Raw genomic sequence first — 18,354 nt, 5'->3', positions numbered from 1 at the left:
GCCGTACCACGAATGGTACGGCTTTTCTGTACAGTCTGTAAGAGTTACTTTACCTCGATCATGGGGCTTGTCTCGCTTAGCAAGTAAGTCCATTCCTGACGGATTTTTTCGTACTCGCTAGCGTCTGCATACAGGGCAAATGTAGTCCAGTTGATGCAGCTCTGTGCGGCATTATCCTTGCAACCCTTATCGTAGCTGACGTAGTCTGGCTCGCGACTAAAGGATTTCGGTCCGGTAACGTCTACTTCGCGGCCACCTTCGGCTGTAACCTTCAAGCTGTAGCTGAATAGGGTTTCCTGAGGCATACGGATGGGATGATGGCGCTTGTTCACCTTGGGGAACCTGAACAGGCTTCGTTCCCAGACATTGGGGAAGCGGCCCTTCAGTTCGGAACCTCCCTGGCCGAAGTATCCCTTGGAGGCGTACGTTACGACCAAAGTAAGGGGCTTGTTGAATTCCGTCAAGTTGCCGATCTTTACGTTGCCGATGCTTACGTCGGGAATGCCTGCCATCAGGAATTCTTCCATCAGCTTCTCCTGTTCCTTCACGTCACGGCCGTAGAATCGGTTTCGCATGGCGCTGCCGAACTTACCTGCCAGCGTTACGGAATCGCGGAATTGGCTTTCCCCGTTATTGGAAATAAACAGGCGGTGTTCAATGGCAATTTGATGTTCCTGGTTCTTTTCAAGAACCGGGGTAGTGACCACATGGCTGTTTTCACCGTCAATGACCAAGGCCACTTTGCCTTCCATGTCCAGAGGAATGGGGCGGTCGTTTCCGGTCTTGTCCGTTGCGTCAATCCACATTTCGCTGATGTCGCCCTGCTTAGGGACGTAGAGAATCATGTGGTTGAACTGCTGGATGGTGGGCAGGTGTTCGTAGCCTTCTTCCTTCAGGTGGATGGCGGTGAGATAACTCTTGACGCCAATGGCTTCCAGCATTTCCTTCAGGAGAAGGGCCATGTCCTTACAGTCTCCGCGGTGCTGCTTCAGGGTGGATTCCGCTGTCTGAGGAATCAAGCTATGGCCACCGAAGCGAATATCACGATAACGGATGTCGTTACGGACGAATCGGGCCAGTGCGTGTACCGCATTGTCGCCAGCCTTACGGCCCTTCACTTCCAGGGCCTTTTCGCGTACGGCGACAGCCTGCTTGAACTGATGCTTAATCAGGTTTTCATAGTCTTCGCCGACTTCGCTCCACTTCTGCTTACCTGTCAGGAGAACGCCGGAACCGAAGTCCTGGTAGACAGGCATGTAAAGCTCCTTGCGGATAACTACAGGATCTTCAACGGACCATTCCACGCCACCCTTGATGTTCTTCTTCTTGATATCGCCGTATTCTTCCGTCACGAACTTGCTGGTGTCGGCGTAAATGCGGAATACGGATTCACCGATAGGAATATCCCTGGAACTGATGAAGTCCGTGTACGGAATCATGCCCTTGTTTTCAATATTGGTACGGCTGAACTGCAGGTAGATGAAGTCACCCGGAGCCAGTTCTTGCAAGGGGAAGTGTGCCGTCTGGGATTCATTTCCTCCACCCACTTCGGTTGCGTAGGTAATGTAGGCTCCGTTCAGATTGGCCTTCTGCTTCAGCTTCCAGTTGGAATCGTAAACTTCCAGGGCGTTCAGGTAAATGCGGTCAAAACCGGGCAGGAAATCGAAGGTGAATTCGCGATAGATTGCAGTACCGCGGGTATCCAGGATTTCCATGAGCATTTCTTCGGAACGAGTCCAGCTGGCGCCCTTATCAGCCTTCAGCATTTCCTTACGGTAATGAATAACTGCAGGAAAGTCGCCATCCGTCGCTTCGGCCTTGGCCTTGCTGTTCAGCATGGTCTTCAGGTCGGCAGTACGGGGTTCCACCGGGTCGATGGGCTTCTGCAAAGTACGGTTGTCTGCCTTTCCCAGGAAAGCCTTGGTGGCAGAAAGGAAACTCTTTGCGTCTTCGTTATCCGCGCGGAGGGAAAGAGCCTTGGTCAAGGCCTTTTCTGCTTCACGGTAATTGCGGGAATAGAAGAGAATCTTGCCCTGGGTGGTCCAGATCTTGTAATCGTTACGGTCCTTGTTCAGGGTTTCTTCGCCGATGGCACGAGCCTCCTCGTAACGGCCCAGGAACATCAGGGCGTCCATCAAGGTCGTGCCCAGTTCTACACTCATGCCGAATCTGCCACGAACACCGTAAAGAATATCCACAGCTTCTGCGTACTGGTCCAGGCCCATGTAGGTCTTCGCCAGGTAAACGCCCAGACGGGAATTGGGCTGGGTGTCGTAAAGGCGCTGCACCACCATCAAGGACTGGTTACGCTGACCTAAACCCCAGAGGGCGTCACTCAGGTTAATGACATATTCCGGATTATTGGGGGTGTAGCGAAGGGCTGCTTCCGCGTATTCACGGGCATGACCGTAATCGAACAGGGCTTCGTACATTTCTCCCAGGATAGAGAGGAGCTTGCCGTTCTTACGGACCAGCTCCATCTGGCTCTGGAAGTGGTTAATGCCCGGACCATACAGTTCCTTCATCTGGTACACGAAACCGCAGTTGATCAGGTAAAGCGGTTCTTCCGGATCCATCTTGTTGGCCCGTTCAAAATAGCTCAAGGCAACCAGGGGTTGGTCCTCCAGCAGGCGCAACAGGCCTACCTGGCTCATGACTGCGGCATTGAATTTTGCTTGCTTCTTTGCGTCCGCCTCTGCGCTTGCGGTGGGCGTTCCCATCTTCAAGCCTTCGATGGCGTTGTCCATAACCTTGGCGTACTTCCCCTTATTGACGCCCTGGGTCCAGCTGACAATCAGGATGCCTCGACCATTGTCGTAGAAGAAACGTCCCTTATAGTGGAAGTCGAATTTGTTCACCACATGGGTCAGGGTGAAGTCCTGAGCATAACGTTCTCCCACTTTCTGGCGGTGAACCTCCAGCGTCGGATTATTAGGATCCACGCCCAGGCGGACCAACAGAACCTTGAACAGGTCGTTCTGGCTTACTTCTTCGGGAGGAACATCTGCACCATATATAAATAGGGAAACGTCCTCGGCCTTGTTGGAAAGGACCAGGTCGGGATCCTCATTTTCACGGCTGATGCCCATCCAGTGGTGCCAGAGGGTGTCCTTTACGCTCCAGCTATAGCCCAGTTCCTGGGAACTGTATTGCTGTACTCTTTCCGGGGAAAGTTCGGGACCGTTTTCTTCTGCCACTTCAAAAAGGGTGAAATCGCTAAAGAATTCCTGCCATTCTTCCTTCAATTTGCCTGTTTCGGGCACATTGTCGGTGGCAGACAGGGTCAATGTGTAAACTCGGTTGCTTCCCCCAACTACAAAGCCAACGGCTTCATAGGGGGTGTCATAGCGCTTGCCGGCTACGTCAAAGAATGCTCCGGTTCCGCCAAAAGCTTCTCCAGGGTAGGTTTCCGCAAGTGTAGCCTTCTTGCCGCTGGATTCAAATGCCTGCATTTCCATCTGGGCTCGATCCATGAGACGCATGGGTTCGCCCTTGGGCAGTTCTACTTCCATGAGCACCGCACGGCGCCCAGTGCTTGCATTGTAATATTCGTAAGGAATACCGGATTCGCCTGGTTCCGGACCGCTAATGAGGGCCCAGCCTCCCTTAGGGGGATTGAACTTGAATCCGTCGGATTGGGCTGCACCGGCTGCTGCCTGACCGGCAGGGGAGGATGCGTCCGAATACTCACTCTTGCGATTGGAAGTTTCGCTGGGAGAATAGTCGTCGAAATAGCTTTCGGCGGAGCCAGGCTTGCTTACCTGTGTGTCTCCGGTGCTACTCTTGGGACCAGCCTCGGTCAGAGGTTGACCATTTCCTGCACAGGAAACCAGGAAAAACAGCCCAAAAAGGGGAACCAAGCGAAATTTTTTGGCGAAATTCAAATTCATAAGGGTAAAATGCAAAAAAAATTCTAAAAAGACCTACTCAACTGACGCAATTTTAATAAATTTGGTGTCAGTTGAGCGCTTCCTGTTGTAGGGGGTGCAAACATTTCACTAATAAAAAAGGATCCAATAATGGCTCTCAAACTCGGTATCAATGGTTTCGGTCGTATCGGCCGTATGGTGTTCCGCGCTGCTGTGGAAAACTTCTCTAACGACATCCAGGTTGTTGGTATCAACGACCTCCTCACTGTCGACTACCTCGCATACATGCTGAAGTATGACTCCGTGCACGGCAAGTTCGAACACGAAGTTTCCTTCGAACAGGGCGAAAAGAACTACCTCATCGTTGATGGCAACAAGATCCAGATCTTCGCAGAACGCGATCCTCTGAACATCACTTGGGGCGCTCTCCAGGCTGACGTCGTTGTTGAATCCACCGGTTTCTTCCTGACCGACGAACTGGCTCGCAAGCACATCCAGGCTGGCGCTAAGAAGGTTATCATGTCTGCTCCTTCCAAGGACGCAACTCCGATGTTCGTTTATGGTGTTAACCACCAGACCTATGCTGGTCAGGACATCATCTCCAACGCTTCCTGCACCACCAACTGCTTGGCTCCGATTTCCAAGGTTCTCGACGAAAAGTTCGGCATCGTCCGTGGCCTCATGACCACCGTTCACGCTGCAACTGCTACTCAGAAGACTGTTGACGGTCCTTCCATGAAGGATTGGCGCGGTGGCCGTGGCATTCTCGAAAACATCATCCCGTCTTCCACCGGTGCTGCAAAGGCTGTTGGTAAGGTTCTCCCGCAGCTCAACGGCAAGCTCACTGGTATGTCCCTCCGCGTTCCTACCTCTGACGTTTCCTTCGTTGACCTGACCTGCGAACTCAAGACCGCTGCTACCTACGAAGAAATCTGCGCTGCTATGAAGGCTGCTTCTGAAGGCGAACTCAAGGGCATCCTCGGTTACACCGACGAAGCTCTCGTTTCTACCGACTTCCGCAACGATGCTCGCACTTCCATCTTCGACGTCAAGGCTGGCATCCAGCTCGACCCGACCTTCGTGAAGGTTTGCGCATGGTACGATAACGAATGGGGCTACAGCAACAAGGTTTGCGAAATGGCTCGCGTTATCACCAAGTAATTCTTTTAGCTTAATCGCTAAAAAAACTTGAAAAAAGACCTCGCTGAAAAGCGAGGCCTTTTTTTATACGGTAATTTTAGCTTTCGTAATCTTCGCTGCCCCAGCCGTCCAGGTCACGATGTGCGCTGCCTGGAGTGCTGTTGCCGAAGAGTTCGTCCAGCCCCCTTTCTTCGCCGTCCTCCTCTTCGAAGGATTCCTCCATTTCTTCTTCGGGAAGATCGTCGTTTTCGGGAATGTTGCTGTCCATGTCGCTCTGATTCTTCTTCTTTCTAGCCATGATAATTTACTCCTTCATAAGGCTTTCTGAAATTATTATCGTTAGGGAAAAAGAAAAAGTCAAAAAAAATCCGCAGATTCTGATCTGCGGATTTTTTGCGCGGCGCTCGGCTTGCACATTACTCCCATTGCGCTTTCGCTTTGCTCAAGCGCTGGTCGTGCGGCTCAGCCATGCCGACAAGCAAGCTTGTCGTCGCGGCGTTCGCCTTACTCCCACTCAATGGTTCCGGGGGGCTTGTGGGTGACGTCGTACCACAGGGAGCCGGCGCCTTCTGCTTCGAACTTGCGCCAGAGGCTTGCAAGCATGCCCTGGTCGATTTCGGCGAAGTTTGCGGTCATGGCTTCGGTGGAGTTCACCGGACGCATGACGATGCAGGGCTTGCCTGCGGTGCGCAGCGGAACGGATACCACAGGCATCTGCCAGATTTCTTCGTACAGCTTGTTTTCCTGCAGGAAGGTGGTGCAGATGTCGTCGAACTTGCGGAGGGTATCGAAGTTTTCGCGAGTTGCGAACTGTTCCACAAGCTTCGGGTCTTCATCGGCCACGGTACCGATCTGGTAGATCACGCGGTTGATGGCCTTGAAACGGTTGGCGAGCTCGGTGGAGAACTTTTCGCAGTCCTTCCAGCTGAGGCCGGCGGTCGTCAGCAGGAATGGCTGTGCATAGGTACGGCCATCGCCCTGGACGCCAACGCTCTTGATGGGGAGCATGCGGCCAGAAATGTTGTTTGCCTTCAGGTAGTCGGCGAGGCTGCCGCCCTGAGTGTCCTTCACGTCGTCGAAAGCGACCATGTCGTCCTTCAAAACGCCATCGCTGCAAAGCAGGCGGACGCCCAGACCCGGGCCCGGGAAGGGGTGACGCCAGACGAGATTGTGGGGGATGCCCAGTTCTTCGCCCAGGGCACGGACTTCGTCCTTGTAAAGGTCTGCAAGGGGTTCAAGCACAAGGCCCTTTTCCATCAGGTCCAGAACTTCCTGGACGCGGTTGTGGTGGGTCTTGATCTTGTCGGCATTCTTGGTGCCGCCGGATTCAATGGTGTCGGGGTAGATTGTGCCCTGAGCCATCATCCACTGGTTGGGGTCAAGGTTCAGCTTGGCCATTTCCTCGTCCTTCACGACGAGGAATTCCTTACCGATGATGCCGCGCTTGGTTTCAGGAGCGGTAACGCCCTTGAGCTTTGCCAGGAAGTGTTCGCTGGCGTCGCGGATCTGAAGGTTGTTCATGCCTTCGGCCTTCAGGAAGTCCATGATCTTCTGGGATTCACCCAGACGCATCATGCCGTTATCCACATGGAGGCCAAGAACCTTTTCGGGGCCAAGGACACGGTTCAAGAGAACGAAAGCCACGGTAGAGTCCACACCGCCAGACACCAGGAGGAACACCTTGCGGTCCTTCACCTGTTCCTGGATACGTGCGGTAATCAGGGGCAAATAGCTGTGCATGTTCCAGGTTTTTTCAGCGCCGGTAATGTCGATGAAGTTTTCGAGAAGCTTCATGCCGAACTTACTGTGGGTCACTTCGGGGTGGAACTGGATGCCGTAGATCTTGCGTTCGTCAAAAGCGACAGCTGCGATTTCGCAGTCCTTGGTGCTTGCCACGATGCGGTAGCCTTCGGGCAGCTTGGTCACCTGGTCGCCATGGCTCATCCACATGGGGGAGGCCTTGGGCAGGTCCTTCAAAATCGGGCACTTTTCGTCGCCAACGATAAGGTCGGCGATACCGTATTCCTTTACCTTGCCCGGTTCAACGTGGCCGCCCAGCTGCTGGGCGATAAGCTGATGACCGTAGCAGATACCCAGCTTGGGTACCGGTAGGTTCAATATTTCGGGATTGTATTCCGGAGCGTCGGCAGCATAAACGCTGGAGGGACCACCGGAATAGATGATTCCCTTGACGCCTTCCAGTTCGGAAACGTCGCAGTTGGGGGAATGAATTTCGGTGAAAACGCCGAGGCGGCGGACACGGTTTGCGATCAGGTGGGCATACTGACCACCAAAATCGAGAACGGCAATAGTATCTACATTCTTCATACGATGTAAAAGATAGAAAAATTAGGCATATTGTTGCTCTGTCTCTCATTTTTATTTTACATTAAAGATGTGAAAATGAATGCTTTTAATTGGTGTAAGCAATACGTCCTTTACGGAAGTGCGGAGCCGGCGGTGTTTCAGAAGATTGCCGGTGCTGTTGCACACAGCAACAGTGAGGCTCTCCATAATTTTTCACGCCTTGCGGTCGCCATTTTTTTTAGTGGCTTTGGCTGGGTTCAATGCCGTGAGTCTGGACGCAAAGGTTGCCCAGAGTGCAGGTTATGCCCTTGGACTTGTCTGTTCCCTTTTCATATTCTTTGCAAACCGTTACCTGGTTCCGAAATATCCGAAACTGTTGAATTGGCTTGTTGACCTATTTGAACTGAACTTATTTGCCTTTGGGTTTGTATTGGCGTTTATCTCTTCACCGAATCAGCTGACCATTTCCTTGCTGGTCATGTTTGCCATTGTGCCAATGTTCTTTACGGTTAGGCCGATCCGTGTGATTTTGATGTACGTCTGCCTGGAATTGCTTTTTATCCATTTAGCCATGGTGTTGAAATCGCCCGAAACTCGTATACTTGAAGTAGCGAATATGCTTGTGTATAGCAATGTGGGTCTTGCGCTCGGTATCTATATGACCCGTATGAAATTGGAACGTTTTATTTTCGAGCATCGAGTGAATGAACTGACCAACCAGGAACAGATGACCCGTTACCTGAAGTCTGTCTCTACCATTTATTTGAGTATGCATCATGCTGATCTGGATACCGGTATGTATGCGGAGATTCGCAGTACTGAAAATTTCAATAATGCGTTGGATCGAGTGGATAAGAATTTCGGTCGTCTGGTGAAAAGAGGTATCGAATACAGTGCCGATCCTGATTTTCAGGATGCTGCACTACGGTTTGTAGATGTATCGACCGTTAAGGAACGTCTAAAAGGCAAGAGAACCATTACCCACGAATATCTATCAAAGAAAGGGAGTTGGTGCCGCGCCCGTTATGTGAATGTGGATTATGACAAGTCTGACGATTTGCCCCGTTTTGTCATATTTGCTGTAGAAGATATTGATGAACAGAAACGTCGTGAAAAGGAACTGATTTCTCAGGCGGAAACAGATTCCATGACTGGGCTGTTAAATCGAAATGGCGGTGTAACCAAGATCAAGGAAGCCATCCACGGCGGAAAGAAGGGTTTGCTGTGCCTCTTTGATGTGGACCGATTCAAGAATATTAACGATAGCTATGGCCACCAGATTGGGGATAAGGTCATTATAGCGGTGGCAGATGCCATGCGCCGGGTTTTTCGCGATGGAGACATCATGTTAAGATTGGGCGGTGACGAATACATGGTCTTCCTGAATAAGATTCAGACTGAGGAGCAGGGATGTCTCGCTTTTGGACGATTCTTTGCGGAACTGTCTAACGTTGTGATTGAAGGTCTTGACGACTATCAGGTTTGCGTCAGTCTGGGCGCTACGTTCTATAGGGGCGGCAAGATCGATTTCGACGATCTCTACAAACAGGCGGATTCCTGTACTTACGAAAGTAAGAAAATCGAGGGCAGGTCCTTCACTTTCTATCGTGCGTAATCTTACGAAAAAAGACGGGCAAAGTTGCCCGTCTTTTTTGACAATCCCGGCTTTTAAACCTTTTGGTAATCTTCTTTGGTTGCAGGCGTTGCCATTCTGCGGGCAAGTTCAATGAGGGTCTGCACGCCGAAGCCTGTGGCGCCGTATTCGGTGTACTTCCACTTCTTGGTCACAAAGGCGGTGCCTGCAATATCCAGGTGTGCCCATGCGGTTTCAGCAGGTACAAATTCCTGGAGGAAGAGGGCTGCGCTGATCGCTCCAGCGTCGGAACCCGTGTTCTTGAGATCTGCAAACTTATCCTTTAGACCATCTGCGTATTCTTCTTCCAGAGGCATGCTCCAGAACTTTTCGCAGCAGGCTTCACCGCTGTTGATGATGTTCAAAGCCAGCGGATCGTCGTTGCTGAAGAAGCCTGCGATGGCATAACCCAGGGCACGGACCATGGCGCCTGTAAGAGTGGCCAAGTCCACAATGTGGGTGGCGCCAATAAGGCCTGCTTCTGCCAGACCATCGGAAAGAACCAGACGGCCTTCTGCATCCGTATTGTCTACCATGACTGTCTTGCCATTCTTTGCGGTAAAGATATCGCCAGGAAGGACAGACTTGTTGCCGATGGCGTTTTCAGCAAGGCAAAGTACTGCACTCACATGAATGGGAAGATTCAGTTCTGCAATAGCCTGGATGGCGGCCAAGGCGGTGGCTGCACCCGTCATGTCGCTAATCATTTCCGGCATGGATTTAGGCGGTTTCAGGCAGAGACCGCCCGTATCAAAGCACAGACCCTTACCGACGATGACCAGGTGGTCCTTGGACGTAGGCTTTGCGGGCTTGTATTCCAGAGTCACCATAAAGGGAGGACGGTCGCTTCCCTTGCCTACGGTAATGTGACCCATGAAGCCTTCCTTTTCAAGCTGCTTCATGTCACGGACCTTGATGGACATGCCCTTGGTGTACTTGGCGATGGTCTTTGCATCTTCAACGAAATCTTCGGGAGTCAAGTCGGCCGCAGGAGTATTCACCAGGTTCTTTGCCAGAGTGATTGCGGTCTGTTCGATAGCGACTTCTTCTTCGATGGATTTAAAAACACTGGCCCTGTCACCGGCAACGATTTCAAAAGTGACCTGGAAGTTATCTTTTTGCTTGCTCTTGTAGGCGTCGAACTTGTAGTTGGCGTAGTTCAGCCCGTGGACGATGGATTTGAACTGTTCGTCCGCAGCATCCGCCAGCATAATGGAAACTATGGGAATTTGTCGGGCCATGGCCTTCTTTGCCAGACGATATGCTGCCATACGTAGGTGGTCCAAGCTGGAGATGCCACGTTCTTTAGCTGCATTCACGAAAATGGTGGAGGTGCCGTCAATTTCAAGGAGGTCCAGATCCTCGAAGGGGCCTTCTGCCATCCCCTTCAGGACGGATTCCACTTGGGTTGTTGCGACGTCGCTCAGGACGTTGGAAAACTGGATGGATTGCTTTACGAAAAAGAGGGCAGACACATTGGCCTTGCCCGAGGCGTTTTTGACAATATTGATTTTCATATCTGGAAATCTAGCATTTTGTCCATAGGAATGTTCATTTTGTCTATAGAAACTCGCTTTATAGTGTTTTTTCATTTTTTAAAATGCTATAATGAGCATAGTAAAATATGGAGGTTCATATGAATTTGAAGATGAAGTCCGCATTGGCTGCAGCTTCTTTTGCAGCAATTGCCTTTGCCCAGGATGCAGCTCCGGTTGCCGCACCCGCTTCAGAAACTGCAGCTCCTGCAGAAGTTAAGGCAGACGCTGCCTATCAGAATCTTGAAAAGGATGTGCCAGAAACTGCAGCTGAGTCATCTGTCCCCGAAGAATCTGCACCTGTTGCTGTCCGTAATGAATCTGAAGCTCCGGCGCCTGTAGCGGAAATAGCACCTGCCGCAGAACCCGCTCCTGCCGCTCCTGTAGAAGGCCCGGCACCTGTTGCTGTCCGTAATGGAGGTTCTTCTGCTGCTCAGCCTGTTACGGAACCTGCAAAGCCTGCTCCCAAGAAAACCACTTACGTTGAACGCGTTTATATTGGAATGGATGGAACTCCGGTACATACAGTGTACGTTGCTGAAACATCCGGCCAGGATACCGTGACTCTGGACCAGCTCCGTGGCCGTTATCCGATGGAATTCAAGATTGGTGTCCAGGGGTCTATTAACGGCTATTACATGAGTAATGGCGAATATGGCGACTGGGATGAAGAAACTTTTGATGGTCTTTCCTGGCGTGCTGGTGTCAGTGCAATCATTCCTTTGAATGAATATACCATGGGTGTCAAGCTGGGCGTACTTTATGAGCAGAGTAATGCCAGCGAAAACTATTATGTGAATAAGGTTCCCACTACTTTCAAGTTTGAACAGAAGAAATTGGATATTCCAGTCCTGTTCACTTTCAAGTCTATGGATTCCCGCATCTATTTCGATATGGGTGCCCAGCTTTCCGTTCCTCTTCAGGATGAACTGAAGGTTTCCTTCACCGATCCTGATACTAAGGATAAGAAGAAGAGCAAGGTTGATCTAATTGATGATGATTACCGTAATTCACTGGACTGGAGCCTTGTATTCGGGTTCTCCGTCCTTGCAAACAAGTATATCTCCCTGGATGTCCGTGCTGAACTAGGCCTGTCTGATTTGTATGACGGTTACTTGAGTGCGGCTGGCCAGACAGATGTTCTGGATCTAAACCTGAGCACATCTAGCTTTGGTGTTGGCATAACCGTATATCCGTTCTAATCTATGAATATTGTAGAATTGCTTCCGGCTTTTGCTGCCGTCATTGTGGGGTTGGTGGTATTGGTGTGGAGTGCCGATAAGTTCGTGGATGGCGCTGTTGGCGTCGCCAAGTTCTGTGGCATGTCCACCTTACTTATTGGCATGGTCATTGTGGGATTTGGTACTAGTGCTCCCGAAATGGTTGTGTCTGCCCTCTCTGCTGCGCAAGGGAACCCGGAATTGGCGTTAGGTAATGCCTACGGAAGCAATATCGCAAATATTGCATTGATTCTAGGAGTGACAGCTCTGATTTCTCCCATTCTGGTTCAGCGTTCCGTCCTCAAAAAGGATCTGCCTTTACTGATCGGTGTGACCGTTCTTTCCATCCTGCTTTTGTTGGATGGAAACGTTTCCCGAATTGATGGTATGGTCTTCCTTGCGGTATTCTTCGGTGTTATGGGTTTCAACATCTGGAGTGAAAAACGTCGCAACTCCGTGGAATCTTCGGCTGAGGAATCTTCCGAAGGTGACGAAAAACCCATGGGCCTTGGCAAGTCCATCTTCTGGCTGGTTCTTGGCATGGCTCTTCTGGTTGCAAGTTCCCGAGCCCTGGTCTGGGGCGCTGTGGAAATTGCTCGCAGTTTTGGAGTTAGCGACCTGCTTATTGGCCTCACCATTGTGGCTATTGGAACTTCCTTGCCTGAACTGGCCAGTTCCATTGCCGCAGCCCGTAAGGGGGAAGATGATTTGGCCGTTGGAAATATTATCGGTTCCAATCTCTTTAACACTTTGATGGTGGTGGGTATTGCAGCTTCCATCGCTCCTATGCAGGAAATCGAAAAGGAAGTTCTTTCCCGTGATATGCCTTTGATGGGAATTTTGACCTTGTCCATTCTGGTTCTTGGATTCCGTCGCAAAGGCGATGGACGAATTAACCGAATTGCCGGTCTCATCCTGCTGCTGGTCTATGTGCTGTACCTTGTCAGCTTGATATTGGTTGCTATGGGTCACATGTAATTGACTCATTAAACAAGGTCCTGAAATGAATGTAAAAAGGTTCCGTTTTTAAACGGAACCTTTTTGCTTCTATATAAGAAAATTACCTGCTGGTTGATCTATCCCATGGGCGGGAAGAAAATGTAGGCAATTGCAATCGCCGCGATGACGCCAACGGCGTCGGCGATAAGGGCGCATGTGACTGCGTGACGGGTCTTCTTGACGCCCACGGAACCGAAGTAGACTGCGATGATATAGAAGGTGGTATCGGCTGCACCCTGGAACATGCAGCTGAGGCGACCCGCAAAACTATCGGGACCAAGAGTCTTCATGGCGTCAATCATCATGCCTCGTGCACCGCTACCGCTTAAGGGTTTCATAATGGCGGTGGGAAGGGCGGGGACAACATCGTTTCCAATGCCCATCATGCCAAGAAGTGCGGAAATGCCGTTCATCAGCAGGTCCATGGCACCGCTGGCGCGGAATACGGCAACGCCCACAAGAATCGCCACAAGATTCGGGATGATCATTACCGCGGTATGGAATCCGTCCTTGGCTCCTTCAACAAAGGCTTCATAAGCCTGAACTTTACGATAGCAGGCGAGGCCAAGGAATGCAACGATTACACCGAACAGGATGATTCCGCTGAGGAAAAGGCTGGTGGTGCCGATGGCTTCTGCAGTCAGGTGGCTGAAGTAGACCATGATGGCAATGACGCAGGCGGAAAGACCGCCAAGCCATGCAACGGTTACAGGATCTTTCAGCTTGACTTTCTGGAAAAAGCTTAACGCAAAAATACCTGCCATGGTGCTAAAGAAGGTTGAAAGCAGAAGCGGGAGGAAAACATCACTGGGGTTGGCCGCTCCCATCTGGGCGCGGTAAGTCATGATACTGACGGGAATCAAGGTTAGACCGCTGGCGTTCAGCACCAGGAACATGATCTGGGAGTCGCTGGCGACGGATTTATCTTCGTTGGGGTTCAGTTCCTGAAGTTCCTTCATGGCCTTCAGACCCATGGGGGTGGCCGCATTGTCAAGACCCAGCATGTTGGCGCTGATGTTCATGAGCATGGTGCCTACTACGGGATGACCCTTAGGAATCTGGGGGAAAAGCCTGCTGAACAGGGGCTGTACCAGTTTGGCTAAGATCTGGACTGCACCCGCTTTTTCACCGATTTTCAGGATGCCAAGCCAGAGGCTCAGAATACCTGTAAGACCGAGGGCGATTTCAAAGGCGGTCTTGGACATGTCAAATGCGCCAAGGATTGCCTTGTTGAAAATACCGCTGTCTCCAAAGGCTAGCCACTGGATGAGGCAGGCGATAAATGCGCCAAAAAAGAATACAAGCCAAATTACGTTTAGAACCATGTTAGACGTTCTCCCGGTCGTTCAGGTCAAAAGTAGCCAATTCCTTGCCGCTATTCAGGCAATGAATGCTGAACTTTCCCAGGTTTCCGCGGCTGTCCGGCTTGTCGTAGCTCTCGTAAAAACCGAAGGAGGCTTCCTGACCGCCTTTGGGGAGGCTGGTGGAGCCGGGATTGACCATCAAGACGTTCTTGAAATTCTTGTGCAGATCCCAAATGTGGGTATGGCCGTAAAGATAGACGTCAATGGCACGGCCTTTTTCTTCGCCGGGTTCCAGCTGGTCCAGGGCGTTACCCGGGAAACATTCCGGAAGAAAAATGTGGCCATGGCTCAGGAACAGACGGAGTGTACGGTGGCCGCCTTCTGTAGTGGAATCTTCCACCACTGCGTATTCATCCGCCATAGGAAATTCCAGCATCATCAGGTCCACATCGGCGTCGCAGTTTCCGCGGACAGCTACAATCTTGTCGGCGAAGGGCTTTAATGCTTCTACGACGCCCATGGGACCGTGTCCTTCGGGAAGTGGATTGCGGGGCCCGTGATAGAGGGTGTCTCCCAGCAGGAAAATTTTATCGCAATTGAACTTGTCAAAAAAAGCCAAGGCCTTGCGAACTGCGTCGGCAGAGCCGTGAATGTCGGAAAGAATTAAAGCACGCATGATTTTAACTATGATTTTGTTTTCAAGAATTTAATATAAAAAGAATTGCTGAAATGCTGCTAGGATGTTTTTAATATATTTATCCCTATAATTGTTTGGAGAATTTATGAAGAGTTTGTGTTTTACTGCAGTTGTTTTGCTGTCGTTCGTTTGCTCTTTTGCAAAAACGTATCTTACCCCGGAACTTCTGGAACCTAAGGTGGAAAAAGGGTGCTATCAGATTTCTAGCGCAGGTGAACTTCTCGGTTTTGCAGCTATTGTGAATGGTACTTTCGCAGAAGAACGTGCTGCTGAAAAATCCGCATGCGGCGTGCTTACCGCCGATATTCATATGAATAAAACGAAGGATTCCGTATATCTGTGGACTCCCATAGAGGAATTTTCCGGCTCTTTTGATGGACAGGGGCATACTCTGGAATACCTTTATCGTGTCTATTGGGACACGGATAATAATAGTTTCATTAAGAAAGTGGTGGGTGGAACCAAAGATAAACCTGTGGTCATCCAGAATGTCCATCTGCTGAAACTTATTCTCGAAGGAGAATCGGCGGTTGGTCTTGTGTCCGTCAATGAAGGTAATCTTTTTATGGATCGTGTTATCATGGAAGATAACAGCATGTACGCGGATTCCATTATTGGGGCTATGGTGGGGATAAATGCTTCTGGTGCAACATTGCGTATTTCCTCTTCCGATGCGGGTGATTACGCTGTACATGCTGATTCCATCGCTGGAGGCTTCGTTGGATATAATGAAAAAGACGCAACCCTGCTGGTGGAAAACAGCCGCTCCTATCAGAATGGCAACGGATATCACGCCAATGGTGGTTTTCTTGGCGTAAATGATGGCTCCTTTACCTTGGTCAATTCCTACTCCAATATTTTTGTAGGTACTTACAATAGAGATGAAACATGCGGGGCTTTTCTTGGTTTGAATAACGGAACCTATGAAGTGGATAACAGTTATTATACTGGTTCGTGGTCTGATTCCAAGGGTACTTATTTTGATTACAATGATGATAGCTCTGGTGCTGCTGTGGTTCAGTTGCACAACTACAATAAAAATGGGATTGATGGAAGCATCTGGGGCCAGGAAGGATCGTCTCCGAGATTCGACGAAAAGTATGGCATTTATCGTTTTAAAGTTACGCTGATTTCTCTTGGTGATACACTGCCTGATCTCAAGGAGTACATCTCTGGCGAAAAAATGAGATTACCGACACTGAAGAAAAGTGGATTCGGCTTTGAAGGTTGGTACACTAACTCCAAATTTGAGGGGGATGCTGTTACTGAAATTTCTCCAACAGAATCTGGTCGTAGGACATTCTATGCCAAGTGGGAAGGCGTTCCTGTAAAACCTCGGAAGGATGAAGAGGGATGCTTTGTCATTTCTAATCGTGGGGAATTGTATGGATATGTGGCAGTTGCTGGTGGTTTCATCGAAAAATATTGGACTGGTGAGAATTGGTATGATCGGGATGCTGCCAAGGCTTGCGTCAATTTGTCTGCAAATATTGTCGTGAATCCCCAGGTCTTTGATAGCGAGGGTAAGCCCCTGGATAGCCTTAGACAATGGTATGGCATAAGCGGTTTTTCGGGCGTGTTTGACGGCCAATATCACACTATTTCTGGACTTTATTCCTACGACGTTTTTTCAAGAGGATTCTTTGCTTCTACTGACGCAAATGAGGATACGCTCGCTGTAATTAAAAACGTGGGCTTCATCAATTCCTTGGTCACCACAGAATCAAATCGCGGTTCTGTGAGTACTCAGGGCAGTGGTGCCGTTGTTGGCGCAAATTACGGAAACCTCCTTATGGAACGGGTCTACAGCGATGTGACTTTTTGTGGTAACAGACTTTACTACATCAGTGGAATGGTGGGGAAGAATGATGGAAACTTGACTATCAAGGAATGTGCAAACGTCGGAAATCTTAATATGGAAGATGGTGATGGTGCTGCTGGCCTTGTTGGGTATCTTGGTGGTGGCGAACTTCACATTGCAAACTCCTTTAATGCAGGAAATATATATGCAGTCTGGGGCGCAGGCGGATTGGTTGGTGATTTGTCCCGTGACGTATACATCGAAAATTCTTTTAATGTTGGTGTGATTGAAGGTAAAACGGGTCGTGGTCCCCTTCTTGGTAAACAGAGCTATTCGAATCTTCATCATCTGACGAACGTATTCTATGATGATTTGTCCGGCAATCAAGACCAGGCGACGGGCGTACGTCTTAGTGAATTTTCGGATGGTACTGTTCTTAAGGCTCTGCGTGAATATGAAGGCGCTGATTCTCTCTGGACTCAGGAAGTGGGGAAGGACGCATACCCAGTTCTTTCTTGGATTTCCTTGCTGGATACTAGCGTTCCCGATATGGGCGATGATTCCTCTGGTGATAAACCTTCCGGAGAAGTCCCGCTGGTGGTCCGTCAGGTGGCGGATGGTGTCCCGACAAGTTTTGCGAACATTCGCTCCGAAGGATTGCATTTGCATATTGAAGGTGTCGTAGCTGGACGCGTTATGGCTGTATTTGATATGCAAGGAAAGATGGTGGTCGCCCCGATGCGCCTGACCGGAAATTCAACAGAAATCCAGATGCATCACGCAGGTCGTTATCTGGTTCGCATTGGACGATTTATTCAGCCTGTGACTGTAAAGTAACATTGGCGAATCAGATTCGCCGATGTAACTTGTTTGGAAAAAGATGTTCTATATATAAAGAAAGAACTGAAAAGACATTCTGAAAAAATGTATTTGACTAGTAAAGAACGCCTAGGCGCAAAGCGCAACGACACCGCTTACGGCCATATAGGCGTAGACGATTTTCTTCAGGACCTTGTGGGGAATCTTCTTGAAAACCTTACCGCCAATGAAAAGCCCGATGATCACTCCTATGATTCCGCAACCATAGGCCATTCCGACCGCAGGAGTGACGAACCCGTTGCCTGCTCTAAAGAATGTCATCATCAGATTGCCTAAGGCGAAGTAGGTTTGGCTATGGGCGATGTACTTTTCCTTGGAGCTGCAGGAGGCTAGGAAGTACAGGACGGATGGAGGACCTTGCATGGCGAAGAGCCCGCCCATGATTCCGGAAATAATTCCTAAAATAGTTTGTACGAAGAGGGTGGGCTTCAGCTTGATTTTTTCGCTAATGAAGAAAAAATAAATGCTGATGACTATCAGGATGGCTCCGAGGATATGCTTTAGGAACTTGTCGTCGAAATTGGCTACTGCGCTCACCGCAAAGAAACTGACAACGCCAAAAATGGTAAGGATGGGTAGCACTTCCCTCCAGACGATGAACTTTCTCATGCGGATTGCTACCACAATGGACATGGATCCTGCCAGCATTCCGGATAGGGCTGTAGCTTCTCCATAGCTGGGCAGTAGGTGGGGGAGGATTGTCATCACGAAGATGCCAAATCCGAACCCGCTGACCCGCTGGATAAAGCTACCCATGCAGCTAATGCCTATCAGTATGAGGATGCTGTTCATTTCCATTTTCAAATTCAAATTTAAAAATCTTACTATAATTTTGCATAGAATAAGAGGGAAATATGAAAATGCAAAAAATTTTAGAGGCATCATCAACATGTGTGGAAGCATTTAGGCAGCCTTGCTAGATGATTCTCTCGATTCCGATTCCCATTCGTAGGCTATCTTTACATCTACA

12 protein-coding genes are annotated in these 18,354 nt (G+C 49.8%); 5 read left to right on the top strand and 7 right to left on the bottom strand.

Annotated features, from left to right (window positions below):
• Window positions 1–44: 44 nt before the first annotated feature.
• Window positions 45–3,890 (bottom strand): transglutaminase domain-containing protein, encoded by a 3,846-nt coding sequence (locus tag BGX12_RS12815; RefSeq protein ID WP_109736438.1) that lies wholly within the window; start codon window positions 3,888–3,890, stop codon window positions 45–47.
• Window positions 3,891–4,019: 129 nt separating this feature from the next.
• Between BGX12_RS12815 and gap the strand changes: the two genes are divergently transcribed.
• Complete coding sequence (gene gap, locus BGX12_RS12810) at window positions 4,020–5,030, top strand: type I glyceraldehyde-3-phosphate dehydrogenase (RefSeq protein WP_109736437.1); 1,011 nt, start codon at window positions 4,020–4,022, stop codon at window positions 5,028–5,030.
• A gap of 76 nt (window positions 5,031–5,106) precedes the next feature.
• On the opposite strand, the gene BGX12_RS12805 is transcribed toward gap, so the two are convergent.
• Window positions 5,107–5,307 (bottom strand): hypothetical protein, encoded by a 201-nt coding sequence (locus BGX12_RS12805; RefSeq protein ID WP_109736436.1) that lies wholly within the window; start codon window positions 5,305–5,307, stop codon window positions 5,107–5,109.
• A gap of 206 nt (window positions 5,308–5,513) precedes the next feature.
• Complete coding sequence (guaA, locus tag BGX12_RS12800) at window positions 5,514–7,337, bottom strand: glutamine-hydrolyzing GMP synthase (protein WP_109736435.1); 1,824 nt, start codon at window positions 7,335–7,337, stop codon at window positions 5,514–5,516.
• Window positions 7,338–7,563: 226 nt separating this feature from the next.
• On the opposite strand from guaA, the gene BGX12_RS12795 reads away from it, so the two are divergent.
• Complete coding sequence (locus BGX12_RS12795; protein ID WP_158278253.1) at window positions 7,564–8,931, top strand: diguanylate cyclase; 1,368 nt, start codon at window positions 7,564–7,566, stop codon at window positions 8,929–8,931.
• 53 nt (window positions 8,932–8,984) lie between these two features.
• Here the strand turns inward: BGX12_RS12795 and BGX12_RS12790 are convergent, their stop codons facing one another.
• On the bottom strand, window positions 8,985–10,466 hold the full coding sequence (locus BGX12_RS12790) for a M17 family metallopeptidase (protein ID WP_109736433.1): 1,482 nt from the start codon (window positions 10,464–10,466) through the stop codon (window positions 8,985–8,987).
• A 119-nt stretch (window positions 10,467–10,585) separates the two neighbouring features.
• Between BGX12_RS12790 and BGX12_RS12785 the strand changes: the two genes are divergently transcribed.
• Entirely contained in the window at window positions 10,586–11,686 is a 1,101-nt protein-coding gene (locus tag BGX12_RS12785) for a porin family protein (protein ID WP_158278252.1), read from the top strand.
• A gap of 18 nt (window positions 11,687–11,704) precedes the next feature.
• The gene (locus BGX12_RS12780) at window positions 11,705–12,682 is read left to right on the top strand and encodes a calcium/sodium antiporter (protein ID WP_109736446.1); all 978 of its coding nucleotides are present in this window, start codon (window positions 11,705–11,707) and stop codon (window positions 12,680–12,682) included.
• A gap of 98 nt (window positions 12,683–12,780) precedes the next feature.
• On the opposite strand, the gene BGX12_RS12775 is transcribed toward BGX12_RS12780, so the two are convergent.
• Window positions 12,781–14,028 carry a nucleoside recognition domain-containing protein gene (locus tag BGX12_RS12775; RefSeq protein ID WP_109736431.1) on the bottom strand — a complete coding sequence of 416 codons (1,248 nt, stop codon included), beginning with the start codon at window positions 14,026–14,028 and terminating at the stop codon, window positions 12,781–12,783.
• 1 nt (window position 14,029) lies between these two features.
• Entirely contained in the window at window positions 14,030–14,683 is a 654-nt protein-coding gene (gene yfcE, locus BGX12_RS12770) for a phosphodiesterase (protein WP_109736430.1), read from the bottom strand.
• A gap of 106 nt (window positions 14,684–14,789) precedes the next feature.
• Here yfcE and BGX12_RS12765 point away from each other — a divergent pair, with 106 nt between their 5' ends.
• Complete coding sequence (locus BGX12_RS12765) at window positions 14,790–17,342, top strand: InlB B-repeat-containing protein (RefSeq protein WP_109736429.1); 2,553 nt, start codon at window positions 14,790–14,792, stop codon at window positions 17,340–17,342.
• Window positions 17,343–17,453: 111 nt separating this feature from the next.
• Here the strand turns inward: BGX12_RS12765 and BGX12_RS12760 are convergent, their stop codons facing one another.
• Window positions 17,454–18,194 (bottom strand): sulfite exporter TauE/SafE family protein, encoded by a 741-nt coding sequence (locus BGX12_RS12760; protein WP_158278251.1) that lies wholly within the window; start codon window positions 18,192–18,194, stop codon window positions 17,454–17,456.
• Window positions 18,195–18,354 lie beyond the last annotated feature (160 nt).

It is taken from the genome of Fibrobacter sp. UWR4 (assembly GCF_003149045.1).
GTDB lineage: Bacteria > Fibrobacterota > Fibrobacteria > Fibrobacterales > Fibrobacteraceae > Fibrobacter.
Note: the sequence above shows the minus strand (reverse complement) of the source record. Positions and strands in the feature narration are given on the sequence as shown.